Origin of the sequence: Vibrio toranzoniae (assembly GCF_024347655.1) — a bacterium.
GTDB classification, from domain to species: Bacteria; Pseudomonadota; Gammaproteobacteria; order Enterobacterales; family Vibrionaceae; genus Vibrio; species Vibrio toranzoniae.
This window is the reverse complement of the sequence record NZ_AP025514.1, coordinates 1,833,361-1,856,883: the sequence shown is the minus strand read 5'-3', so window position 1 is coordinate 1,856,883 and position 23,523 is coordinate 1,833,361. Positions and strand designations below refer to the sequence as shown.

Sequence of the window (23,523 nt, the reverse complement as noted above, 5' to 3'; positions counted from 1 at the left end):
GAGAGGGGATAGTATCTATGGGTATTTATACCTGTATGGAATTTTTATGACAATACGAAGTGAACAGAAAGACCAAAAAAAATCCATTTCAATCAGATTTATTGACTAAAGAGGGTATTTGATAACAAAACACCCTACGGATTACCTATAGGGTGTAAGAAATTAATGATTTTAAAACAAATTACTTTTTCAGATTGATTTCAGCTTCAACTGAGTCTGTTTCAATATCAGGATGAGACGCCAGCTTATCCGCAGCCCATTGGTTTAAGTGCTTAAGAATAGCCGACACCGCGTGTTTTTCAGTTGGTGCTTGGTTTTGCTCGACGTCGAGTTTCTGCTTTGGATGTGAACCTGTCGCATCTTCAGCGATATGGAGCCAGTCTGGGTGCCAGTAATATGGCTGTCCACTCGGCGTTATCCAACTATGAACACCGTTTGACTCTCCTTTGTAACTTAGTTGGTCTGCTTCTATTTTTTTCATTATTGTCTCGCATGTTTTTTGGGTTACATCAAATCATTGAGGCGAAGAGCGACCTTAGCTCGCGCCTTGAGTACAAAACTATCAAAGCTTACAAAGTTATCTGTGAACTATTTCACACAATTATAGAAATCAGGAGTAATCACTTGGATAGCAGCAATAGTTGTTAACGTTAGTGATAAAATCTGGGCCCACAAAATTTCTCTAGGTAGTACAATTAGATGGCGCGTTATGAAGAGCTTGCAAAGGATATTCGAACTCAGATTGCTAATAACACTTGGCGAACTGGGGAAAAAATTCCTTCTGTACGCGTGAGTTGCCGTAATTATAACGTCAGCAACAGTACTGTCTTACAAGCTTATCAATTGCTCGAAAGTGAGGGGTGGATCATTGCTAAGCCTCAGTCTGGCTATTTTGTCGCGCCACGAGTGGATGGCATTGACTATAAACTGCCATTCGTGCGCGAAAAGAAAGCGATCAACGACCGCCTATTCGATTTTTTGAAATCTAGCTCTGCAGAGGGTGTCATTCCTTTTGGCTCCGCATTCCCAGACCCTGACCTTTTCCCATTACCGACTTTGACTCGAAACCTTGCCAGTGCTGGCAGGAAGATGACCGGCGCCAGTGTGATTAACAACCTGCCACCTGGGAGTGAGTCCCTAAGAAGGCAAATCGCACAGCGTTATCTACAGCAAGGTATAACGGTTAACCATCAAGATATTGTGATTACGTCAGGCGCGATGGAAGCGCTAAATTTAAGCCTACAAACGGTTACTAAGTCGGGCGACAACGTGGTGATTGAGTCGCCTGCATTCTACGGGGCTTTGCAGGCTGTTGAGAGGTTAGGGCTTAACCCGATTGAAGTGGATGTTTGTCCAATTAACGGACTGAACATTGAACAGTTTGAACGTGCCTTAAAAAACCAAGATGTAAAAGCGTGTTGGCTGATGACAACCTTTCAAAACCCAACGGGAACTAGCTTGTCTGAAGAGGCGAAGCGCCTTGTGGTAAAAATTGCAGAACTACATGAAGCCTACATTATTGAAGATGACGTGTATGGAGACCTTTATTATGAGGGGCACAAACCTAAGCCACTAAAAGCCTTTGATAATACCGATTCTGTTTTGCTTTGTGGGTCGTATTCGAAAAGCCTGTGCCCCGGCTATCGTGTCGGTTGGGTCGTGAACTCACGTTTCAATGACGCGATTCAAAAGCTTCAGCTTCTCTCTACCTTGTCGAGCAGCGCACCTGTGCAGCTTGGAGTTGCACATTTTCTCACTCATGAAAGCTACGATAACCACCTGCGTAAACTGCGTAAAAACCTGTTGCTCAGAAAAGATCGCTTTATTAGCGTGATCAAACAGTACTTCCCACATTCCATCAAGATTGAAGAACCTGCTGGTGGTTACTTTGTCTGGGTTCGTTTCTCTCCTGACTTTGACAGCCAGCAATTCCATCAATTAGCGATTGCCCAAGGCATCAGTGTCGCATCGGGAGATTTGTTTAGTGAGGAAGGCAGGGTAGACAACGCGATTCGGTTGAATTTCTCTTACGAGCTTACCGAAGAGAAAGAACAGGCACTTATTCTACTTGGTAAGATCGCGCATCAGATGACGTACTGATATAAGAGGTAGCGCTTGTAACTGTACGGGTTGTTTGTGGTGTAATTGTACGCCTTATAAAGTAGAGAGTTGTGATTCAATAACGGTAGATTAAATACTGGAGATACCGTTATGTTGAAAATAACTATGGGAAACGAAGCTAAGCTGATTATCGTTGCGATTGTATGTGCTCTTCTGCTTATTCTCGGCCACGTATTGTTGGCAAAAGCATTCGCTGATATGGCTTGGACAGAATACACCACTGCCGCAATCCCATTTGTTATGATGGCTATTTGCGGTCTCGCGATAAAATACGCTATCGACCAAGATGTCGATTAGCCTGCGAATAAGTAATTCTTGTTGGTGATACGCTGAAGTATCCGTCGTCTCGTCTTATTTTGAATATAAAAAAACCTCCGCAAGAGCGGAGGTTCTTATTTGTTCCTAACTTTTAACTTCGATTAAGGTTCGAATTAGAAGTTTGCAGAGCGTGGCGTACGTGGGAACGGGATAACGTCACGAACGTTGCCCATACCTGTTACGTAAGACACTAGACGTTCAAAGCCAAGACCGAAGCCAGCGTGAGGCACTGTACCGTATTTACGTAGGTCGCGGTACCAGCTCATGTGCTCAGGGTCGATACCCATACCAACCATGCGCTCGTCTAGAATGTCTAGACGCTCTTCACGTTGTGCACCACCGATGATTTCACCGATGCCTGGTGCAAGTACGTCCATTGCTGCAACTGTTTTGCCGTCGTCGTTTAAGCGCATGTAGAAAGCTTTGATGTCTTTCGGGTAGTTCTTAACGATAACTGGTGCTTTAAAGTGCTCTTCAGCTAGGTAACGCTCATGCTCAGAAGACATGTCGATGCCCCACTCAACGTCAAATTCAAACTTCTTACCAGAGTCTAGTAGGATTTGGATTGCGTCAGTGTAGTCAATTTGTGCGAAATCAGCGTCTACGAATTGCTCTAGACGAGTGATTGCTTCTTTGTCGATGCGAGATGCGAAGAATTCAAGGTCATCACGACGCTCTTCAAGAACAGCAGCGAAAACGTACTTCAGCATATCTTCAGCAAGTTTGGCTGCGTCATCCAGATCAGCAAATGCAATTTCAGGCTCAACCATCCAGAACTCAGCTAGGTGGCGGCTTGTGTTTGAGTTTTCAGCACGGAACGTAGGACCGAACGTGTAAACCTTGCTTAGTGCACAAGCATAAGCTTCCGCATTAAGTTGGCCAGATACTGTTAGGAAAGTTTCTTTACCGAAGAAATCTTCGTTGAAGTCAACTTTGCCTTCGTCAGTTCGAGGTAGGTTTTCCATGTCTAGCGTAGATACGCGGAACATTTCACCAGCGCCTTCTGCATCAGATGCAGTGATAAGCGGAGCAGACGTCCAGAAGAAACCTTGCTCGTGGTAGAAACGGTGAATCGCTTGAGATAGACAGTTACGTACACGTGCTACTGCGCCGATCACGTTAGTACGTGGACGTAGGTGAGCAACTTCACGAAGGTATTCGATAGAGTGACGTGTCTTAGCCATTGGGTAAGTGTCAGCGTCTTCAACCCAGCCTACAACTTTAACGTCAGTTGCTGCTAGCTCGAAGTCTTGACCTTTCGCAGGAGACTCAACAATCTTACCCGTTACTTCAACAGAGCAGCCAGTTGTTAGCTTTAATACTTCGTCTTCGTAATTATTCAGATTATTAGGAACCACGGCCTGAATCGGGTCGAAACAAGAGCCGTCATAAATGGCAAGGAAAGAGATTCCAGCTTTGGAATCACGACGTGAACGGATCCAGCCACGAACAGTTACTTCACTGTCTACCGCTAGCTTGCCGCCAAGTACGTCTGTTACAGGCGCGTAAGTCATGTTGATTTCATTCTCCATTGAGGGACAAATTCAACTCAATGTTATTAGCATGGCCTCAAATTAATATAAATAATGAACAATTATTGGCCGAAACATTGAGTTGTATATACTTTCTAAATCGATTGAACATATTACCTGTCATACGGACAGCTTCAACCTTTATTCTTGTTCGGTGAAAGAAATATTGTGTCTACAGACAAGAAAAACCATGAAGGGTTGTTTTTTGTTCGATCTCATAATGCGTTATTGTGGCCGAGCTAATAACAGAGCCTATTTAAAGTAAAGCTGAAGGGTTGGAGAGGATCTGATTTATTATTAAACTAGGTTGGTAGATTCTTCGGAGATAGTGGCAGTGCGCTGAGGTTGCTTGCTAATATTGGGTAAAGACATAAGTGCTCATGGTTGAGCACTTTTTGGTTAGATGGTGATATTGCAGTTTAGCGGTGCTATGAATTGTTCTTATAATGGGTGCTTGAGTTAGATAGAGTAAATTGATTAATCAGTGATTCAAGATGATCAGAAAGTTCTTCTAGGTCATTGCTGATGTCGCGGGTTTCTGCCGCAGATTGTGAAGTATTATCGGCATGAGAAGTAATAGCTTCGACTTTTTGTTGAACATCCTTGGTCGCCAGTGTGGTGGATTGCGTTTGCTGCTGAATGTTTCGAGCGTGTGTTAATACCTGTTTCATCTCTTCCACAACACCGTTCATTTCATTGGATAGCGTATCAATATCTGTTGAACTTTGATGTGCTTGTGCGCAAACGCGATCGGCAGAGGTTAATGATTCCTCGCTGCCTTGTTGGAATTGGTAGATAATTGATTCAATACTACCTGTCGCTTCAGCGGTTCGTGATGCTAGATGACGGACTTCGTCAGCGACCACCGCAAAGCCACGTCCCTGTTCACCCGCACGAGCAGCTTCAATTGCAGCGTTAAGTGCCAATAAATTTGTTTGATCCGCAATGCCCCGAATTACGCTCAATATCGAAGACACTTCTCCAGTTTGTTCATTGAGCATTAGTATTTTCTGTTTAACTTCTTCAATGCTGGCCACTAAGTTCTTTATTTCATTACTGGCGTCGTGTGCTTGGTTGGCACTTTGGCATGCTACGTCAGCGGTATGGTTGATAAGGTCTGATGCCGTTAAAGTAGCTTGTTCTACATTGACTTGTTGAGCTTGTATCCCTTCCACATTATTTTGTACTTCAGCGGTTTCATTCTGCTGATCACTGGCGGCTTGCTCTGTAATTTGGGCGACACTAGTTAGTTGGTTGGCGGAAGCATTCAGTTTGTGAGAAGTATTCTGAACCTGTTTAAGGCTGTCAGACACCGTCCCCATAAATGAATTAATAGAGTTCGCCAAAGTACCTATTTCATCTTTGCTTTGCTCTGGTAGACGAGTTGATAAGTTTTTGTCGTTGCTAACTTGAGTCATAAAGCGCGAAGTGTGTTGCAGTGGGCGAACAATAATTTTACGAACCAATCCCATTGTTAGAATAAACCCCGCAAAAGAGATCACTGCCATAATACCGATTGCGGCCATCGTTTGAGTGTTGATCAAGGAGTTGACGTGATTTAGGTTGTATTCAAGACGAATGGCCCCCAACACTTCACCTTCCGGTGCCATATGGCAGGCCACACAGTTGGTACCACGATAGTTTTCGCTCGATTTCATAGGTAGGGCGATAACTAAGCCTTTTCCCCAATCTGCAGAAAATGACTCGATGACAGTTTCACCCGCTAGCGCGCGTTTATCAATATCATCAACGGGTGTTTGATTGTCATTTCCAGGGCCGTATAGCCGGCTCACAGTATCAGCCCGTAATACGCGAACGTCTTCAATGCCTTCTTGTGCCAATGCTTTCTGACGAAGCGTCTCTTTCTGTGCCATGGTGCCAGTCAGCATCATCATATTGAGGCTATCGAAATAGTTGCTCGCCTTATCATGGAGCTGTTCACTTAATACAGAATGAACAAGTTGCTTTTGCTGCGAATATTGAAAGTAGGTCGATATTACTAGCAAAAAAGTGAACACGATGGCGAGGGCCACTAGGATTTTAAAGGTGATCGTTGAGCGCATAAGGTGTTTGTTTTTTTTAATTATAATGACGCGCACACTTTACTTGTTAGAGTCTCTACTACCTATGGAGTAGGGTGAATTATGTGACCATACTCCGGTTGTGGTTTTGTTTCTGTGATGTAGCGAGATTGTGGTGCTTCTATTATGTAAATTAGGTTTTAATTTAGTGTTGAGCTTCCGTTGATGTGCATATTGATTTTATGAAGAAGCATAATTAGCTTTTGGGGGAATCCTTACTGGAATAGGGCGTCCAACGGTGATAGAACTTGTAGTGTGTAGTGGTTTTACGTAAAATTGCGTGTCATTTTTTTAGCCTGAGAAACACAATGAGAACTGAGTTATACAAAGAGTTTATGTTTGAAGCTGCCCACCATCTTCCTCATGTGCCTGAAGGGCATAAATGCGGTCGTTTGCATGGCCACTCTTTTCTTGTTCGCTTGTACGTAGAAGGTGAAGTTGATCCACATACAGGCTGGGTAATTGACTTCTCGGAAATTAAAGCGGTCTTCAAACCGATTTACAACCGTTTAGATCATTACTACCTTAACGACATTGAGGGTTTAGAGAACCCTACAAGTGAAGTGTTGGCTAAGTGGATCTGGAATGAGCTAAAACCAAACTTGCCGCTTTTGAGCAAAGTTGAAATTAAAGAAACCTGTACTGCAGGTTGTATTTATATTGGCGAAGCGTAAACATTAGAATCCACCTGCTAAAACAGGTGGATTTTTTTAGTTGTCGGTTGAAGGTTAGTTGTTGATTGAAAGTTAGCTGACGGTTTCAAGAGGAATGGTGTCAGACACTGATTTTTCTAATCTAATGGCTATAAATTTTGAGGTAGGGGTAAAGGTTCGTTCACCATAGCTGTCTAAAGGAACCAAAGGGTTGGTTTCAGGATAGTAAGCCGCCGCCTGCCCCTGTGGAACGTCATAAGCCACTAAGGTAAACCCTTTCACTTTTCTCGTCACACCATCTTCCCAAAGCGACACCATATCGACCTTGTCACCCGGTTCAAAACCGAGCTTCAATATATCAGCTTCATTGATAAACAAAACTTCGCGCATACCAAAGACACCGCGGTACCGATCATTCAATCCATATAACGTGGTGTTGTATTGGTCATGGGAACGCATGGTTTGCAAGATCAGGTCGGGTTTATTAGCACCCTGTAACACCGCTTCATTAATTAGCTGTTTTGGCAGTTCATTTGAGCCAAATTGCGCTTTGCTGCTGGGGGTATTCCATTGACGGTTTGCAGCCGGATTGACTAAATGAAACCCTCCCGGACTGTCTAGTTTCTTATTGAAGCCAGTAAAGCCCGGAATCGTATCTGCAATGAGGTCGCGGATATGCCCATAATCTTCAATGACCCAATTCCAATCTATTGGATGGCAACCCAGTGTTGCATTGGCAATACCCGCAATAATGGCTGGCTCAGAACGTAAATGCTCTGATCGAGGCTTGAGCTGCCCGTAAGAAATGTGAACCATACTGAAGGTATCTTCAACGGTGATGCCTTGTGGCCCATTAGCTTGTGTATCGATTTCCGTACGTCCCAAACATGGCAGAATCAGGGCATCTTGACCGGTAACAAGGTGAGAGCGATTGAGCTTAGTTGAGATATGAACGGTTAGGTCACAATTTTGCATCGCTAGATGCGTGCGAGGAGTATCGGGTGTGGCTTGCGCAAAATTACCGCCTAAACCAATAAAGACTTTCGATCGTTTTTCCTCCATCGCTTTAATCGCTTGTATGGTGTTGTGGCCAGCATCTCGTGGGACATTGAAGTTAAAGCGGCGTTCAATGCTATCAAGCAATTGGTTTGAGGGTTTTTCATCGATACCCATTGTACGATCGCCTTGGACATTACTATGCCCCCGCACGGGTGATAGCCCAGCGCCGGGCTTACCGATGTTGCCGCGCAACAATTGTACATTGGCTATTTCTTTGATGGTTTGTACCGAATGACGATGTTGTGTTAGCCCCATCGCCCAACACATGATCACTTTTTCTGAACGGCGATACATGTCAGCGACCATTTCTATTTCGCTTAAAGCTAACCCCGATTGTTCAGCGATATGTTCCCATGTCGTCGCATCAACTTCTGCTAAGTATTCTTCAATACCTGTGGTGTGTTCGCTGATGAATTGACGATCAAATATGGCCTTTCCTTCGGTTGCGAGCGCATCACGCTCCCATTGCAGTAAATATTTAGCCATCCCACGAAAGACCGCCATATCACCCCCCAGTGCTGGTCTTAAGTAAGCAGTATTGGTTGGTTTTGAACCATTGCTTAGCATTTCAATCGGAACTTGAGGGTTTTGGAAACGTTCAAGCCCACGTTCTTTCAATGGGTTGAAACAGATCACCTGCGCACCGCGTTTTACCGCTTCACGCAATGGCTCAAGCATGCGGGGGTGGTTAGTGCCTGGGTTTTGCCCGAGCACAAAGATCGCGTCTGCTTGTTCAAAGTCGTCAAAAATCACGGTTCCTTTGCCGACACCGACCGTATCTTTCATGCCAATTGCACTGGCTTCGTGGCACATGTTTGAACAGTCTGGGAAGTTATTTGTTCCAAACGCACGAACGAAGAGTTGGTACAAAAATGCTGCTTCATTACTGGCGCGACCCGAGGTGTAAAATTCGGCTTGATGTGGTGAGTCGAGTTGCTTCAAATGCTTGGCTATGAGCGAAAAGGCTTCGTCCCATGCGATAGGAATATAGTGGTCGGATGCTGCGTCGTACTTCATCGGATGGGTTATTCGGCCTTGGTATTCCAGCCAGTAATCTGTTTGTGATGACAAGGACGTTACGCTGTGTTCAGCGAAAAAGTCAGGATCCACAAATCGATTTGTGGCTTCCCAGTTCACGGCTTTTGCACCGTTCTCACAGAAGTTCACTTTACTGCCGTGTGGGGATTCACCCCATGCGCACCCTGGACAATCAAAACCACCGTTTTGATTCGTTTTAAGCATTGTTCGAATGTTTTTGATGGCGTTTTCGCTGCCCCACCAACTCTTAGTGACGGCTTTTAACGCGCCCCAACCGCCCGCGGGCCCTTCATATTTTTTTATCTGTTCTTTTTGGTTCACGACAGCACTCCTCACGCACAGAAAAGGCAATAAACAAAGGAACCAGTAAAACAGGCGCATTATAAAAATAAGGCGGGAGTAAAACGGTTTTTATGATTTAGTATTGATACCTGTTTACTGCTTTGAATATTTAGAAATGGATTGGCGAATTGTTCGCCATGATCTCAATCAAAGGTTATGCTGTTAAGAGGCGATGCGTCCAATTGATATTGCCGACTGAGTGATAAATAGAATCTATCATGGCGAGTAAATATGGAAAGTATCGCTTTTGTCACAGTGATAAATAGACTTGTGATAGTGATAAATAGAACTTATTACCCAGTGCAATGTGAGTTCTATTTTATGAGAGATTCGTCGATCAGCCTTGGTATAGCTGAGATTTTCATGATAGTTGCTGTCTATCACGCTATAGATAATTTAGATTTGACCTGTATTTAAATTAGGCATACTTTGATTTAAATCAAAAACACCGTTGTTATTTTAGCCGTTGCTTTACAGATTGAGCCATTTCCCGTGATAGGTATTTTCAATCACAGAGAACCGTTAATGTACGACGAACGCGAAGAAGACGCTTCATTTCAAGGTTTTACTGATCATTCATGGATATAAAACAACTTAAGTATTTAATCGCTTTAGATCAAACGAAACACTTTGGTCAGGCTGCGACACTTTGTCATATTACTCAGCCTACGTTGTCGATGAGGATAAGGCGTTTAGAAGAAGAGTTAGACCTCGAATTGATTTCAAGAAGTCAACGTTTTGAAGGGTTTACCGAAGCGGGTGAACGTATATTGGCTTGGGCAAAGACTGTCTTAGCGGCTCATGACGGTTTACAAGCCGAAGCGGCTAACTGCCGTGGTCAACTGGTCGGTTCGCTAAGGATTGGCATGGTGCCCCTAGCCAGTCAAAACCCTATGCAGCTGATTAAGCCTTTATCCGCAAAGTTCCCTGAACTCCGTTTTCAGATTTTATCGATGACGTCTGAGCAGATCATAGACCAGCTCAATCGTAATCAACTTGATTTAGGCATGTGTTACGTCGACCAGATCAATACGGCGTACTTTGACGTTATAGAAATGAATTCAACGGATTTAGGTATTTTGTATGACAGTCGGTTCTTTGATTTTGCAGAGTCGGAAGTCTTGTGGGAATCACTCAATAACATTCCTTTAGGGCTTTTGTCTAAAGGTATGCACTATCGTCATTCGATTGATTTGAGCTTTGGTAGTAAAGGCTTAGTTCCGCAGACTGTGATTGAAAGTAATTCTACCTTTCACCTGATCCAAGCCGTCACCAGCGGTCTTTGCTGTGCTGTTATGCCACTTAACTCGGGATTGGAAGAGCTTAACGAACAACTGCGTATCGTACCGATAGAAAAAGCCGTGGTGCATTCACCTTTAGGTTTACTTAAGCGCAAACAAGAGCCTTATTCGGCAGTCACTGACCAGTGTTTTTCTGAAGCAAAACACTTGTTTAATCAGTGATATTTATTTAATAAGTAACGTTTTTAGTCTGAGTCGATATCGTTCAGCTGACCGTCTTCCCGGGTGATTTTATGAGATGTTTAACTCAATCTTACAGTGAGCAGCCTGTTTTCAATCAAGCGCCTCCACAGCCTGATGTTATGAGCTATCGAGAGCTTACGGGCGATAGTATGGTAGTGGATGCTCCTTTGGCAAACGAATCTGCATTGGCGATCAGTTATAATGGGATAAATCAAGCGGTTATGATGGTCACGCCCGGACACATGGAAGATTTTGTGCGCGGTTTTAGTTTAAGTTCCGGTATTGTGAAAAGCTTCAATGAAATTCGCGATATAGAGATTGGTCGCAATGGTGAATCTCATTTCGCACAAGTAGAAATTAGCAATCGTGCTTTTTGGGAAATGAAAACTCAGCGGCGTAACTTGGCTGGAACCACAGGCTGTGGCTTGTGCGGTGTTGAAGCGCTTGAACAAGCACTTCCGGATTTAGTGCCATTGCCATCATCGTTACCACCCAGTCCACTGGTTTTTCAGGGATTGAGAAGTCGAATTGCCGAACATCAAAAAGCAGCGAAAATATCCGGCGCCTTACATGCCTCGTTGTTTGCGAATTCGAAAGGTGAAATTGTCCTTTGCCGTGAAGATATCGGTCGCCATAACGCACTGGATAAACTAATAGGGGCAATGGCCGTGAACGGTACCAACCCTAAGTCGGGGTTCGCGATTATGACGAGTCGTTGCAGTTTAGAGCTTATCCATAAAGCGGTACGTGCTGAAATTGCAACCTTGGTTTGTTTGTCGGCTCCGACTTCATTGACGGTCGAATGGGCAAGGCGTAACCGTTTAAATTTGATTCACTTACCAAACAGCAGTCCACCTCGTTTATACAGCCCAGCGCCTTGATGTAATGTTTCGTTCGGATCAAAAGAGAGACCATTGGGTCTCTCTTTGGTTTTTATTATAAATGATTATTGTTTTACGCAGCTTGGTGGTTGAATTTTGTTCAAATGGCTGTTTTGTTCAATTTAATAGCAAAAAGTGTGGTTATAGCGTTGTGTTTCGAGGCTCATTCTATAAGATAAAAAGGCCTCTAATGCTAGAGGAAGGGCAGCAACGGATACGCTGCTTCAAGTGCTATGGAATGTGATTTACTGGACACATACATGAAATTTAAGATTACATCACCGATTATCGAACCGACGGAAGGTTCGCCACATCAGTTAACGCAAATTTATGCATCTCGTTTTACCTCTTTTAAGACAAGCTCTCCTTTGAACGCCCTGTTCGACAACGTTTCTGCACGCTTCTTTACTGCTTATCGCTCCTATTGTTATTCGTTTTATAACTTTATTTCTATTTGACCTCCTTTGTCATCCGGTTGATGTACGAAGACTCACACCTATAAAAACTAAACAAATAAGTTAAAAATAATGAATATTAAAATGATGGGTAGCTCCCTAATTATCGCTGGTACCGCTCTCGGTGCTGGTATGCTTGCGATCCCAATGGTATTAGCTCAATTTGGATTGCTGTACGGTACATTGCTGATGGTACTGATTTGCTTCGGTACCACCTATGCAGCGTTACTACTTCTAGAAGCGACCATCAAAGCTGGCGGCGGTCTAGGATTAAACTCAATTGCACGAAAAATTCTGGGCAAGCAGGGCCAGCTGATCACCAATGGTTTGCTTTACGCGTTACTGATTTGCCTATTAATGGCCTACATCCTAGGCGCTGGTGATCTATTAAGTAAGGTACTGTCTAACTTTGGCTTAGAAATAACAGCAACGAATGGTCAGATCGGCTTCACAGTGATCGCTGGTGCGATTGTGGCAAGTGGTACAGGAGTGGTCGATAAGCTTAATCGTTTGTTGTTTTTCGTGATGCTAGGCAGCTTGGTGACAACCATGGTGTTTTTGGCTCCGGGAATGACGGTGTCTAACTTGTCGCAAGTGACAAGCCATGACCATCTTGATCTAATCAAAACCAGTGCAATTCTGTTTACCAGTTTTGGTTTTATGGTAGTGATTCCAACCTTGGTTTCTTACAACCACGAAGCGACAGACACACAGTTAAGAAATATGGTGATTGCAGGTTCCCTTATTCCACTAGTGTGCTACCTATGCTGGTTATTCGCTGTTGTGGGTAATTTGAATGAAGAGCAATTCAGAAGCTTTAAGAATGTCTCTGACTTGATGGCGGCGTTTGAGGCTCAATCTCCTTGGGTGGGTAACGTTCTGTCTACCTTCACTGGCTTGGCGTTGTTGACCTCTTTCTTTGGTGTAGCGATGGCATTGTTCAACCAAAACAAAGACATGTTTAATCAAAATACGGCAGTGACTTATGGCATCAGCTTCATCTTACCTTTGGTGGGTTCTCTGCTTGCTGCTGACAAATTCTTACAAGTACTGAATTACGCCGGCATCATCTTAGTGTTCTTAGCCGTGTTTGTTCCGTTGATGATGGTTCACAAGCAACGCTTTATGAAAGTAGCGGAAGACAGATACAGCGCAGAAGGTGGCCGACCAATGATGCTTTTCTCATTGCTATTTGGTTGCTTCTTGCTTATCTCACAAGTGATTTAGCAAAACAATTTGGTCGGTTGAATAATTAGGGCGTGTTGACCTTTCGTGGTTAAATTTTGTTCGAGATAAAAGCGTTTTAATCGCGGCGAGGGGGAAGTAGCCTAGTCACTCTAAGCAAATTCCCCTCAACAAAGAGTAAAACGCTTTTAGCCGAACCCTTCGGGCAGCGTTTGCTGGTCATTTCTACTACGTTATCGGCTTCTCATGTAGGCTAGCTACACATCGACGCCTCTGCCTTGTATAAATACCCAGCAACTCGCTGCAAAAATTAGCTCGAAAGATCAACACGCCCTAGTTACCAAATTTCAGCTACAAAAGCTTCAGATACAAAAAAAGGAACGCGTCGGCGTTCCTTTTTATTATCTGCTTAATAAAGAGCGGGTTGGCTAAAGGCTATTAACAAACCACCTTAACTGCCAAACCACCTTGAGAAGTCTCACGGTATTTAGCGTTCATGTCTTTACCTGTTTCTAGCATTGTTTCGATCACTTTATCGAGAGAAACAGTAGGAGCAGAAGAGCGACGAAGTGCCATACGAGTTGAGTTAATTGCTTTTACTGCAGCAATACCGTTACGCTCGATACATGGTACTTGCACTTGGCCAGCAACTGGGTCACACGTTAGACCTAGGTTGTGCTCCATGCCGATTTCTGCAGCCATACATACTTGCTCTGGGCTACCGCCCATAAGTTCAGCAAGGCCTGCAGCAGCCATAGAACATGCCACACCAACTTCACCCTGACAGCCAACTTCAGCACCAGAGATAGAAGCGTTACGCTTGTATAGACCCCCGATCGCGCCAGAAGCTGCGAAGTAACGGATGTAGTCTTTTTCTGTCACTGTTTGGATGAACTTATCGTAGTAAGCCAATACCGCTGGGATGATGCCACATGCGCCGTTTGTTGGTGCCGTTACTACACGACCGCCAGCTGCGTTTTCTTCGTTTACAGCAATCGCAAACATATTTACCCAGTCAACAACCGTCATTGGATCGTTAGTTGTTTTTTCTGAAGTAATTAGCTGTTGGCGAAGTGCTGCAGCACGACGAGGTACGCGCAATGGACCTGGCAGGATACCTTCAGTATTCATACCGCGATCCATACATTCACGCATCGTTTTCCAGATGTTCGAGAAGTAAATGCGAGACTCCTCGTCTGAGTGGAAAGCCGCTTGGTTTTTCATAACCAGTGTACTAATAGAAAGGCCACTTTCTTTACACTGATTAACCAGCTCTTCAGCTGTTGTGAATTCGTAAGGTGCTTTGATTGGGTTTGCTTCTTCTTTGCCGAAGTTCTCTTCGTCAACGATGAAACCGCCACCAATTGAGTAGTATGTTTTTGAGTATGCTACTTCGTCATCAACCCAAGCATGAATGCTCATGCCATTTTCATGCAATGAAAGGTTCGAAGTATGAAAATTCATTCCGCCATCTTTAGGGAACGAAACAGTATGACAGTGCATACCAACAGGTAGACGTTCAGTTTCTTCTACGCGAGCCATAAAACCTGCGATGGAATCAATATCTACTTTCTCAGGAGTATTGCCAGCAAGACCCATGATGATAGCGATATCTGTGTGGTGACCTTTCCCTGTCAGTGATAGTGATCCATATACGTCCACGGTGATTTTAGTGATGTCGCGCAACTTTCCCATTGAACGTAGGTCATCAATAAACTCTTTACCCGCTTTCATTGGTCCAACTGTATGTGAGCTCGATGGACCAACACCGATTTTAAAGATATCAAATACACTAATCATAGCGATTACCTCAAAAAGAGAGCCTCCCAAGTGGAGTAGGGAGGCTCATTTATTATCATTATATTTGTGTTTAATCTCGAGACATAAGATGAATACCATCTTATAAAAAATGCTTAAGATTAAAGAGCGCCGTAGATTACAGAACTAATAGCCGCTAGACCACATAAAGCTGTAAACATTTGTACAGGTGCTGAAGTTTTGTACTTAGCCATTGCTGGTACTTTTTGCATCGCGAATACTGGCATTAGGAACAGGATAGCTGCAATCATTGGAGCACCCATTGTTTCAATCATACCTAGGATACTTGGGTTAACGACCGCAACAATCCAAGTTGTAACAACGATGAACGCTAAAGATACTTTTTCAATCTTGCTTACTGAAGAGTCAGAGCGAGACTTGATTAGACCAACAAGACCTTCGTGAGCACCTAAGAAGTGACCGAAGTAGCTTGAAGTAATCGCTGCGAACGCTACTAGAGGACCCATGTAAGAGATAAGTGGAGACTCGTGAATGTTAGCTAGGTAAGAAAGTACAGAGATGTTCTGTGCTTGTGCTGTTGCTAGTTGCTCTGGAGATAGAGAAAGCACGACAGAGAATACAAAGAACATTACAAAGCCCATCAGCATCATTGCTGCGCCGCCGGTGATAGCGTCAGTTTTCTTAACTGCGTTTTCACCGTATACACGACGTTGCTCTTTAGAGAACTGTGAAATGATTGGACTGTGGTTGAAAGAGAACACGATGATTGGAATGGCAAGCCAGATGATAGAAGGCATTGTTGACCACTCAGGTTCAACGTCCATCATAGAAGTGTTCCATTCAGGAACTAGGTAAAAAGAAAGAGCTAGTAGGATGAATACTAGCGGATAAACCATTGCTGAAGTTGCCTTTAGCATCAGCTCTTTACCGAATACAACACCTGCTGTCATAGCAAGGATAAGTGCACCAGAAAGAAGAGGACGAGGAATAGATTCCATGCCGATTTGGTTTACTAAAAAAGAATCAACAGTGTTTGTGATACCAACACCGTAGATAAGAACGATCGGGTAGATAGCGAAGAAGTAAGCGAAAGTGATAATGTTTGCGCCAGTCTTACCGAAGTGTTCTTCAACTGTGTCTGTAATATCGGCTTCAGGGTTTTTAGCTGACAGTACGAAACGAGCTAGAGATTTGTGTGCGAACCAAGTCATTGGTGCCGCGATTAGAGCTAGGATAACTAGTGGCCAAAAACCACCCGCACCAGCTTTGATTGGAAGGAACAGTACACCAGCACCAACTGCTGTACCAAATAGTGATAAACACCAGGTAAAATCTTTATAGTTAAACTTGCTTGAATCTTTAACGGCACTTACCGAAGAAGTTGTTGTGTTCATGTTAAATTACTCATTTTTTGGGAACAGGAAATAAGTCGGGGCTAATTTTGCAGAATTTTCTTTGGCAAAAAGTAGATCTAAATCATGTAATGAAACGGCGTGTCACATGATATGCGAAAAACGGATTTTTGATCACGAAAATAGCGTGCCACAGGTGATTTATGCTCATGCCTGTTATTAGTTTTTCTAATTTGAAGGGGTGGTTTGTACGGATTTATATCAGATAAACGTTTGCGTAAAATTGCATTAATAAATCTGTTCCATAGAAAGGCTCGAGTTTGTTAACAAAGATTAAACAAGGTGTGGTTTCAGTGTGATCTATTGCATTACGTGCTGTTGCAGTGACTGAATGATTTGAGCTGTAACGCCCCAAATTAGGTGCTCTTGGAAGGGCATGGCAAAAACACGGTGTTTGATTTTTCTTAAATTAACGGTATGACTATGAAGCTTGGCTTGGTCCAAAATATAGGTGGCAGGTACCTCAAAAATAGAGGCGACTTCGTTCGCATCGATAACCGCTTTGTAGTTGGGATCGACTAATACAACAATTGGCGTAACATAAAATTTACTAATGGTACTTAATGCTGGTAATTGACCAACAATTTTAACTTGATCCGATCGAATTCCTACTTCCTCATGAAGTTCTCTCAGTGCTGTAAACTGCATTGAAGGGTCGGAAAGTTCGTGTTTTCCGCCAGGGAAGCTCACTTGTCCTGGGTGATGCTTTAAATGAGCGGCTCTTTTAGTAAAAATGACATGTAAACCGTCTTCGCGATCAACTAAACCGACCACAACTGCCGCTTTGCGAAGTTGTTCCCGACTGATGTGAGCAACACGCTCAATAGACTCAGGGTGGTAACCGACAGCTGTATTCAGTTGGAAGTGCTGAAGGAAGTTCTTTCTATTCATATCAACCCAATATATTGATAATTATGATTTTAAGTATAGGCATAACACCGAGTAGATTACCAACTTTGACTAAAATTGGCCTTGTTCACCAAAGTTTTAACAAGATAACTCTGTTCTTTTGGATAATTCGTTAATAGTCAAAGTGCAAAATTCAACTGAAAAATAACCATTCCCCCCACATTCAATATGTGCATTTAAATTGGTAAGCGTTATCCATGTCATATAATTGGGTAATGAAACGTATATTTTTTGTTTAAGAATTTGATAACAATAATTTAGTAGCCCATTCTAAAAAGAAATAAAAAAAGGCATGCGATGAAAGGAATCATATTCACCGAATTTTTAGAGCTTGTTGAAGATAAATTTGGATTAGAGTTGTTGGAAGACGTTTTAGAGATGTCAGAAGATGAGGGGATCTACACATCTGTAGGTAGTTACGACCATAAAGATCTTGTGAAGCTCATCATTAACCTAAGTAAAAAAACCAATATAGATGCTGCCAGTTTACAGCGTGTGTTTGGTCAGTCTGTCTTTAAGAACCTGTTAGCTTCTATACCTAATAAAGCCAGCCTTAAGCACAGCAATACCACTTTCCAATTTATCCAACACGTAGAGCATTATATTCATGTAGAAGTGAAGAAACTCTATCCAGATGCTGAACCACCGGAATTTAGTTTTATAACGATGACAGAAGCACAGCTAATATTCGATTATAAGAGTGCGAGGTGTATGTCGCATGTATGTTTAGGACTCATTGAAGGTTGTGCTGATTACCATGGAGAATCCATTGTAATAGGGATGACACCTCAAAATGATGAGCAAAGTGTGGTTAGGTTTAATCTTAAAGTAGAAAAATAATATGAGTTTGGCATCCGCGCTAGAAAAGAAACTTAAGCGACAGATCGCGGCAAGAAAAGAAGCTGAAAGACTATTGGAGCAAAAAAGTCTTGAACTATTTGAGACCAACCAGCAGCTTGAACTTGCTTTGCGCCAGTTAGAGAAGCGCTCTAAAGCGAATTTGCGTCGTATTGAGTTTCAAGAACAAGTCGATAACCTGTTGATTGATTTTGGACGTGCCTTTCTTCGTAATGATCTGGATGATGTTATGTTGTCTGAACTAACGACTAATGTGACGAACAGTTACCTCATCGAAGCCAGCCGTTTAATACTGCCACCTAAGCTAATCCCAGAACTTCAAACGTACGACTATGGCGACAAAACCGTTGGCGAGCTAACCCATGATATACAGATGCCTCAATGGAAAGGCAATATACTGACGGTGCCCCTTGAAGTCGAGCAGGTGATTGTTGGTGCACTGATCGTTAAAGTTCATTTGTCTGTACAAGACTATGAGTTTATTGAGAGTCAATTATCGTTAGTGGCCGACCTTATATGCAGTGCGTTGGCTCATCAGCTTGCCATTAACCGCAATATTAAATCACGCCAACGAGCGGAAGAATCTGAAAGGGCGACACGCGATTTTGTTGCCATGATTAACCACGAGTTAAGGACTCCATTAAACGGTTTGTTGGGTAGCGCAGAACTGATTAGTGATACCGAATTAACAAGTTCACAGCGTGAATTAGTGAACAATCTGAGCCAATCTGGTGAGTTTCTAAGAACCATCATTAATGACCTACTCGATTACAGTAAAATCAATGCGGGCATGTTGGAACTTATTCCTAAGAAGTTTGCGTTGAAGGATTTGAGAAACACTATCGACAGCATCTTTATAAATAGAGCTATTGAGAAACAACTGCAATTTAATGTCAATGTTGCCCCAAATATGCCTACTCACTTCAATGGGGATTTGGAGCGTATTACGCAATTGTTTGTGAATCTGATTGGTAATGCCATCAAGTTTACTGAAGAAGGTCACGTAAGTGTTGATATAGAATGGCGCCATAATCAGTTTTTCTTTTCGGTACAAGATTCTGGGGTTGGAATCGCAGAGTCTGCTCATAAAACACTTTTCGAACCTTTTACACAAGCTGATAACTCAAGTAGCCGAAACTATGAAGGTACAGGGCTGGGTTTAGCTATTTGTCGCAAGTTAGTCGCGATGATGCATGGTGATATTAAAGTTTCGAGTACCGTGGGCGTAGGAACGACTTTTTCTATCGCAATTCCGCTGCAAGTGATTGAAGTATTGTCTAATAGCGAACGAGAGGCTAAAGATGTCGAGTCACATGTCGAGCTTTCGTTATTAAAAGTGCTGGTGGTTGATGATATTAAGATGAACCAGATCATCATCCAACAAATGCTTCGTAAGTATGAGATAGAGCCGGCGATCGCAAGCAATGGTGTCGAAGGGCTTGAGTTAGCATGTAACAATGAATACGACATTTTATTTATGGACTGCAGAATGCCAGTCATGGATGGCTTTGAAGCAACACAGACCCTAAGAGAGAAAGGATATAACAAGTCGATTGTGGCACTGACTGCGGGCACAACGCTAGAAGAGCGTGAACGCTGTATTCAGTGTGGTATGGATGACATACTCAGTAAACCCTACACTGCGGATGATCTCAAAGATATGCTTCAGAAGTGGGGGGCCGTACCTGCTGCTGTTGTTTAGGCCAAGTTATTTATTGTTTAGGCTAAACTACTGTGATTTAAGTTGAGCTAGTTAGCTCCGTGGTCAGCATACCTTTAGCCAAGAAACTAAAAACCCTAAGTGGTCATGACGATAACCGGATAACTTAGGGTTTGTTTTATTTGTTGAACGCCAACGGGGAAACGTCGTCGAACATTGGCCTGATGCTTAGCTATCTTCGAGCACGGGCAAGATCCGGCTCAACTTGTCGAGTGTCTCTTGGTATTCAGAAGCACAATCACTATCAAACACCACACCACCGCCAGCCCAAGCGTAAAGGGTATTGTTCTCAGCGACTAAGGTGCGAATGGTAATACTGGTATCCATTCTACCGTTTCGGCTGATGTAGCCAATACTGCCGCAATACGCTGAACGTCGATGAGGCTCTAGCTCTTCAATGATCTGCATCGCGCGAACTTTAGGTGCGCCTGTTATCGAACCGCCGGGGAAACAAGCTCTCAATAGATCCGTCGCTGAGTACTGGTAGTCTAGATCAGCTCGTATTGTGCTTACTAGGTGGTGCACTGCTGGGAAGCTTTCAATATCGAACAGTTTAGGAACATGAACCGTGCCCGGTTTTGCTACTCGGCCTATGTCATTACGAAGTAGGTCTACAATCATCAGGTTTTCGGCCTGATCTTTGTCGGCATTTGCTAAGCCTTGTGCGTTCGCATCATCAATCACATGGTCATCAGAACGAGGACGTGTGCCTTTAATCGGCTTGGTTTCAATCACGTTATCTTTAAGTTCTAAGAAACGTTCAGGTGAGACACTGATAATGGCACTGTCGGCCAAACGGATGAAACCGGAAAAGGGTGCCGAGTTGTATTGCTCTAATTTGTCGTAAGCTAGCCATTCACTGCCTTGGTATTTGGCATTGAAGCGCTGAGCTAAATTAATTTGATAACAGTCGCCAGACAGCAAGTACTCTTGAACGCTATCGAATTTGTCCGCGTAGCCCTGTTCGCTCATGTTCGATTGCCACGGCGTTGTTAGGCGAAACTCCTCTGTTTGAGATTTGTCTTTCTGCTCAGACAACCAATTCCAGTGCGCCTCGATATTCTGTCCAACCACACACGCTGTCTTAAGCTTATGATCAACCACGATTGCCCATTCATAGAGACCCACCGCCATGTCGGGTGCTTCAATATCACGCTTTGCAAGAGATGGAAGCGTTTCCACTCTGCGCCCTAAATCATAGCTAAAGTAGCCCAAAGCGCCGCCAACGAATGGTAATTCAGGGTGGTCTTTGGTTGCAGGCAATAACTGTTGCTGATATTGGTCGAGTAGTTCGAAAGGATCAGACTCTGACACCTTACGCTCTTCGTTTACATTAACGGTCGTTTTGACGCCGATAGTCTCGAAGGTGGCGATGGGGTGAGCAACTAAAATGTCGTATCGACTATCAACGTGGCTTTCTGAGGCAGAGCGTAATAGCATTGCCCACGGCAGGCTTTCAATATGAGAAAACAGCTGTTTAGCTAAAGTTGATTGATATTCAAGCGGCTTGATTTGGATAGAGCGAAATTCGTTGTTATTCATTTGTTTAATTTGTGACAAAGAGTTCGATCACTGCATGGCGTGTGAGAGGAAGCAAGAGTATCATAAATTGAAAATAAAATGGGTTCTTGATTAGAACGGAGTAATCCAAGTGGTTTAGTTTACAGCTATGCAAGCGATTGCTAAAGCAACTAAATACAGCTCAAGACAATAAAAAGCTAAACCCACTAATTCGATTCGGCATAAAAGTCAAACTGTGAACCCACATGGAACTAGAACAATAAAGAGGCATGCAATGACGGTTATTCGTAAGCAAGATGTGATCAGCAGTGTCGCTGACGCACTTCAGTACATTTCTTATTATCACCCTTTAGACTTTGTCCAAGCCCTAGAAAAAGCGTACGAGAAAGAAGAGAGCCAAGCAGCAAAAGATGCGATCGCTCAGATTCTTATCAACTCGCGTATGTCTGCGGAAGGTCATCGTCCAATTTGTCAGGATACGGGTATTGTTACTTGTTTCGTGAACATCGGTATGGATGTTAGGTGGGAAACGGATCAAACAGTACAACAGATGGTTGATGAAGGCGTTCGTCAAGCTTACAACAACCCAGATAACCCATTGCGTGCATCTGTCCTAATGGACCCTGCAGGTAAGCGTATTAATACCAAAGACAACACACCAGCGGTTGTTCACATTAATATGGTTCCGGGCAACAAAGTTGAAATTCAAATCGCGGCGAAAGGCGGCGGTTCTGAGAACAAAACCAAGATGGTTATGCTGAACCCTTCTGACGATATTGCAGAATGGGTAGAGAAGACGCTACCAACCATGGGGGCGGGCTGGTGTCCACCGGGTATGCTAGGCATAGGCATCGGCGGTACAGCTGAGAAAGCAGCGGTACTTGCGAAAGAATCCTTGATGGAACACATCGATATCCAAGAGCTTATCGACAAAGGTCCAGAGAACGCTGAAGAAGAGCTTCGTTTAGACATCTTCAACCGCGTAAACAAACTGGGTATTGGTGCGCAAGGCCTTGGCGGCCTAACAACTGTGGTTGATGTGAAAATCAAAACAGCACCAACACACGCAGCATCTAAGCCAGTTTGTCTCATCCCGAACTGTGCAGCAACGCGTCACGTTCACTTCACACTAGACGGCAGCGGCCCTGCAGAGCTAACGCCACCTAAGCTAGAAGAGTGGCCAGACATCACTTGGGAAGCGGGCGCAAACACACGTCGTGTTAACCTTGATGAAGTCACCAAAGAAGACGTACAAGAGTGGAAGACAGGCGAAACGGTTCTTCTATCAGGCAAGATTTTAACCGGTCGTGATGCAGCGCATAAGCGTATCCAAGGCATGCTAGAAAGCGGCGAAGGCCTTCCAGCTGGCGTTGATTTCAAAGGCAAGTTCATCTATTACGTTGGCCCTGTTGATGCAGTTGGCGATGAAGCGGTAGGTCCTGCGGGTCCAACAACGTCAACACGTATGGACAAGTTCACAGACATGATGCTAAACGAAACAGGCATCATGGGCATGATCGGTAAAGCCGAGCGTGGTCCTGCAACGGTTGAGTCAATCAAAGAGCACAAAGCGGTTTACTTGATGGCAGTCGGCGGTGCAGCTTATTTAGTCGCGAAAGCAATTAAAAAAGCACGCGTAGTTGCGTTTGAAGATCTAGGTATGGAAGCGATTTACGAGTTTGAAGTTGAAGACATGCCGGTAACGGTAGCAGTTGATTCTAACGGCGTGAACGCACACCAGATCGGCCCTGACACGTGGAAAGTGAAAATTGCTGAAGCTGAAAAAGTTTAATTAAACGAAGCCAAAAAATCGTAATTGATGTTGGCTTCACTGTTTGAATTGCAAATTTTGACAGAAAGTTAAAGACAAAAGTGCAGCATTATCTGCACTTTTGTCTTATTATCAATGATATAGTGATAAACACATCGTTTGATATAAGAACATAGGAGAGAGGAATGCCTCGTTTTATTCAGATCCTACAGATTATCTTGGCAGTGGTGATTGGTAGTTTCATTGGTTACGATTTGATCTTGCACGGAATCAGCATCTTTAACGAAAAATACGTAACTATCACATGTGTATTGTGGTTGATTTCTGAGATAACCCTGTTTGTTATCTACAAGCTGATAGAAGACGATTAGTCCGATATCAACAAAAAATTTAAAGCCCCTGAT

19 protein-coding genes are annotated in these 23,523 nt (G+C 43.5%); 11 read left to right on the top strand and 8 right to left on the bottom strand.

Annotation, left to right across the window (positions count from 1 at the left end; translation table 11 throughout):
- Positions 1–181: 181 nt before the first annotated feature.
- On the bottom strand, positions 182–481 hold the full coding sequence (locus tag OCU50_RS08155; RefSeq protein WP_060467921.1) for a hypothetical protein: 300 nt from the start codon (positions 479–481) through the stop codon (positions 182–184).
- 218 nt (positions 482–699) lie between these two features.
- Between OCU50_RS08155 and OCU50_RS08150 the strand changes: the two genes are divergently transcribed.
- Both OCU50_RS08150 and OCU50_RS08145 read left to right on the top strand, forming a co-directional pair.
- Positions 700–2,100 (top strand): aminotransferase-like domain-containing protein, encoded by a 1,401-nt coding sequence (locus tag OCU50_RS08150; RefSeq protein ID WP_060467920.1) that lies wholly within the window; start codon positions 700–702, stop codon positions 2,098–2,100.
- Positions 2,101–2,211: 111 nt separating this feature from the next.
- A complete protein-coding gene (locus tag OCU50_RS08145) occupies positions 2,212–2,418 on the top strand; it encodes a hypothetical protein (RefSeq protein ID WP_060467919.1) in 207 nt (68 codons plus the stop codon).
- 134 nt (positions 2,419–2,552) lie between these two features.
- Here OCU50_RS08145 and asnS read toward each other — a convergent pair whose 3' ends face one another.
- Both asnS and OCU50_RS08135 read right to left on the bottom strand, forming a co-directional pair.
- A complete protein-coding gene (gene asnS / locus OCU50_RS08140; RefSeq protein ID WP_060467918.1) occupies positions 2,553–3,953 on the bottom strand; it encodes an asparagine--tRNA ligase in 1,401 nt (466 codons plus the stop codon).
- Between the two features lie 446 nt (positions 3,954–4,399).
- Positions 4,400–6,034, bottom strand: a complete 1,635-nt coding sequence (locus OCU50_RS08135) for a methyl-accepting chemotaxis protein (protein ID WP_060467976.1) — start codon at positions 6,032–6,034, stop codon at positions 4,400–4,402.
- A 326-nt stretch (positions 6,035–6,360) separates the two neighbouring features.
- Here OCU50_RS08135 and queD point away from each other — a divergent pair, with 326 nt between their 5' ends.
- Positions 6,361–6,726, top strand: a complete 366-nt coding sequence (gene queD, locus OCU50_RS08130) for a 6-carboxytetrahydropterin synthase QueD (protein WP_060467917.1) — start codon at positions 6,361–6,363, stop codon at positions 6,724–6,726.
- A gap of 72 nt (positions 6,727–6,798) precedes the next feature.
- Here queD and OCU50_RS08125 read toward each other — a convergent pair whose 3' ends face one another.
- Positions 6,799–9,123: an FdhF/YdeP family oxidoreductase gene (locus OCU50_RS08125; RefSeq protein ID WP_060467916.1), complete on the bottom strand. Its 2,325-nt coding sequence runs from the start codon at positions 9,121–9,123 to the stop codon at positions 6,799–6,801.
- 599 nt (positions 9,124–9,722) lie between these two features.
- Between OCU50_RS08125 and OCU50_RS08120 the strand changes: the two genes are divergently transcribed.
- The 4 genes from OCU50_RS08120 to OCU50_RS08105 all read left to right on the top strand — a co-directional run bounded on the left by OCU50_RS08120 (position 9,723) and on the right by OCU50_RS08105 (position 13,191).
- Positions 9,723–10,607: a LysR family global transcriptional regulator AcsS gene (locus tag OCU50_RS08120; protein ID WP_060467915.1), complete on the top strand. Its 885-nt coding sequence runs from the start codon at positions 9,723–9,725 to the stop codon at positions 10,605–10,607.
- Between the two features lie 71 nt (positions 10,608–10,678).
- Positions 10,679–11,509 carry a formate dehydrogenase accessory sulfurtransferase FdhD gene (gene fdhD, locus OCU50_RS08115; protein WP_060467914.1) on the top strand — a complete coding sequence of 277 codons (831 nt, stop codon included), beginning with the start codon at positions 10,679–10,681 and terminating at the stop codon, positions 11,507–11,509.
- Between the two features lie 260 nt (positions 11,510–11,769).
- Positions 11,770–11,967 (top strand): hypothetical protein, encoded by a 198-nt coding sequence (locus OCU50_RS08110; protein WP_157769196.1) that lies wholly within the window; start codon positions 11,770–11,772, stop codon positions 11,965–11,967.
- Positions 11,968–12,048: 81 nt separating this feature from the next.
- Complete coding sequence (locus OCU50_RS08105; protein WP_099049812.1) at positions 12,049–13,191, top strand: amino acid permease; 1,143 nt, start codon at positions 12,049–12,051, stop codon at positions 13,189–13,191.
- A 396-nt stretch (positions 13,192–13,587) separates the two neighbouring features.
- On the opposite strand, the gene OCU50_RS08100 is transcribed toward OCU50_RS08105, so the two are convergent.
- The 3 genes from OCU50_RS08100 to OCU50_RS08090 form a co-directional block, all read right to left on the bottom strand.
- Entirely contained in the window at positions 13,588–14,949 is a 1,362-nt protein-coding gene (locus OCU50_RS08100) for an L-serine ammonia-lyase (protein ID WP_060467912.1), read from the bottom strand.
- 119 nt (positions 14,950–15,068) lie between these two features.
- A complete protein-coding gene (locus OCU50_RS08095; protein ID WP_017057530.1) occupies positions 15,069–16,322 on the bottom strand; it encodes an aromatic amino acid transport family protein in 1,254 nt (417 codons plus the stop codon).
- 318 nt (positions 16,323–16,640) lie between these two features.
- Positions 16,641–17,231, bottom strand: coding sequence for a CoA pyrophosphatase (locus tag OCU50_RS08090; RefSeq protein WP_060467911.1), 591 nt, complete (start codon positions 17,229–17,231; stop codon positions 16,641–16,643).
- 315 nt (positions 17,232–17,546) lie between these two features.
- Between OCU50_RS08090 and OCU50_RS08085 the strand changes: the two genes are divergently transcribed.
- Together OCU50_RS08085 and OCU50_RS08080 are read left to right on the top strand one after the other, a co-directional pair.
- Positions 17,547–18,089: a heme NO-binding domain-containing protein gene (locus tag OCU50_RS08085; protein WP_060467910.1), complete on the top strand. Its 543-nt coding sequence runs from the start codon at positions 17,547–17,549 to the stop codon at positions 18,087–18,089.
- 1 nt (position 18,090) lies between these two features.
- Positions 18,091–19,809: an ATP-binding protein gene (locus tag OCU50_RS08080; RefSeq protein WP_060467909.1), complete on the top strand. Its 1,719-nt coding sequence runs from the start codon at positions 18,091–18,093 to the stop codon at positions 19,807–19,809.
- Positions 19,810–19,995: 186 nt separating this feature from the next.
- Here the strand turns inward: OCU50_RS08080 and pabB are convergent, their stop codons facing one another.
- Positions 19,996–21,369 carry an aminodeoxychorismate synthase component I gene (pabB, locus tag OCU50_RS08075; RefSeq protein WP_060467908.1) on the bottom strand — a complete coding sequence of 458 codons (1,374 nt, stop codon included), beginning with the start codon at positions 21,367–21,369 and terminating at the stop codon, positions 19,996–19,998.
- Positions 21,370–21,622: 253 nt separating this feature from the next.
- Here pabB and OCU50_RS08070 point away from each other — a divergent pair, with 253 nt between their 5' ends.
- Together OCU50_RS08070 and OCU50_RS08065 are read left to right on the top strand one after the other, a co-directional pair.
- Positions 21,623–23,140, top strand: coding sequence for a fumarate hydratase (locus OCU50_RS08070; RefSeq protein ID WP_060467907.1), 1,518 nt, complete (start codon positions 21,623–21,625; stop codon positions 23,138–23,140).
- 164 nt (positions 23,141–23,304) lie between these two features.
- Positions 23,305–23,490: a hypothetical protein gene (locus OCU50_RS08065; protein WP_010441392.1), complete on the top strand. Its 186-nt coding sequence runs from the start codon at positions 23,305–23,307 to the stop codon at positions 23,488–23,490.
- Positions 23,491–23,523 lie beyond the last annotated feature (33 nt).

Coding starts and splice junctions, on each gene's coding strand:
- OCU50_RS08155 (WP_060467921.1), bottom strand. CDS start 481: ATGAAAAAAATAGAAGCAGACCAACTAAGTTACAAAGGAGAGTCAAAC.
- OCU50_RS08070 (WP_060467907.1), top strand. CDS start 21,623: ATGACGGTTATTCGTAAGCAAGATGTGATCAGCAGTGTCGCTGACGCA.
- pabB (WP_060467908.1), bottom strand. CDS start 21,369: ATGAATAACAACGAATTTCGCTCTATCCAAATCAAGCCGCTTGAATAT.
- asnS (WP_060467918.1), bottom strand. CDS start 3,953: ATGACTTACGCGCCTGTAACAGACGTACTTGGCGGCAAGCTAGCGGTA.
- OCU50_RS08085 (WP_060467910.1), top strand. CDS start 17,547: ATGAAAGGAATCATATTCACCGAATTTTTAGAGCTTGTTGAAGATAAA.
- OCU50_RS08065 (WP_010441392.1), top strand. CDS start 23,305: ATGCCTCGTTTTATTCAGATCCTACAGATTATCTTGGCAGTGGTGATT.
- OCU50_RS08080 (WP_060467909.1), top strand. CDS start 18,091: ATGAGTTTGGCATCCGCGCTAGAAAAGAAACTTAAGCGACAGATCGCG.
- OCU50_RS08095 (WP_017057530.1), bottom strand. CDS start 16,322: ATGAACACAACAACTTCTTCGGTAAGTGCCGTTAAAGATTCAAGCAAG.
- OCU50_RS08120 (WP_060467915.1), top strand. CDS start 9,723: ATGGATATAAAACAACTTAAGTATTTAATCGCTTTAGATCAAACGAAA.
- OCU50_RS08150 (WP_060467920.1), top strand. CDS start 700: ATGGCGCGTTATGAAGAGCTTGCAAAGGATATTCGAACTCAGATTGCT.
- fdhD (WP_060467914.1), top strand. CDS start 10,679: ATGAGATGTTTAACTCAATCTTACAGTGAGCAGCCTGTTTTCAATCAA.
- OCU50_RS08100 (WP_060467912.1), bottom strand. CDS start 14,949: ATGATTAGTGTATTTGATATCTTTAAAATCGGTGTTGGTCCATCGAGC.
- OCU50_RS08110 (WP_157769196.1), top strand. CDS start 11,770: ATGAAATTTAAGATTACATCACCGATTATCGAACCGACGGAAGGTTCG.
- OCU50_RS08145 (WP_060467919.1), top strand. CDS start 2,212: ATGTTGAAAATAACTATGGGAAACGAAGCTAAGCTGATTATCGTTGCG.
- OCU50_RS08105 (WP_099049812.1), top strand. CDS start 12,049: ATGATGGGTAGCTCCCTAATTATCGCTGGTACCGCTCTCGGTGCTGGT.
- OCU50_RS08135 (WP_060467976.1), bottom strand. CDS start 6,034: ATGCGCTCAACGATCACCTTTAAAATCCTAGTGGCCCTCGCCATCGTG.
- OCU50_RS08090 (WP_060467911.1), bottom strand. CDS start 17,231: ATGAATAGAAAGAACTTCCTTCAGCACTTCCAACTGAATACAGCTGTC.
- queD (WP_060467917.1), top strand. CDS start 6,361: ATGAGAACTGAGTTATACAAAGAGTTTATGTTTGAAGCTGCCCACCAT.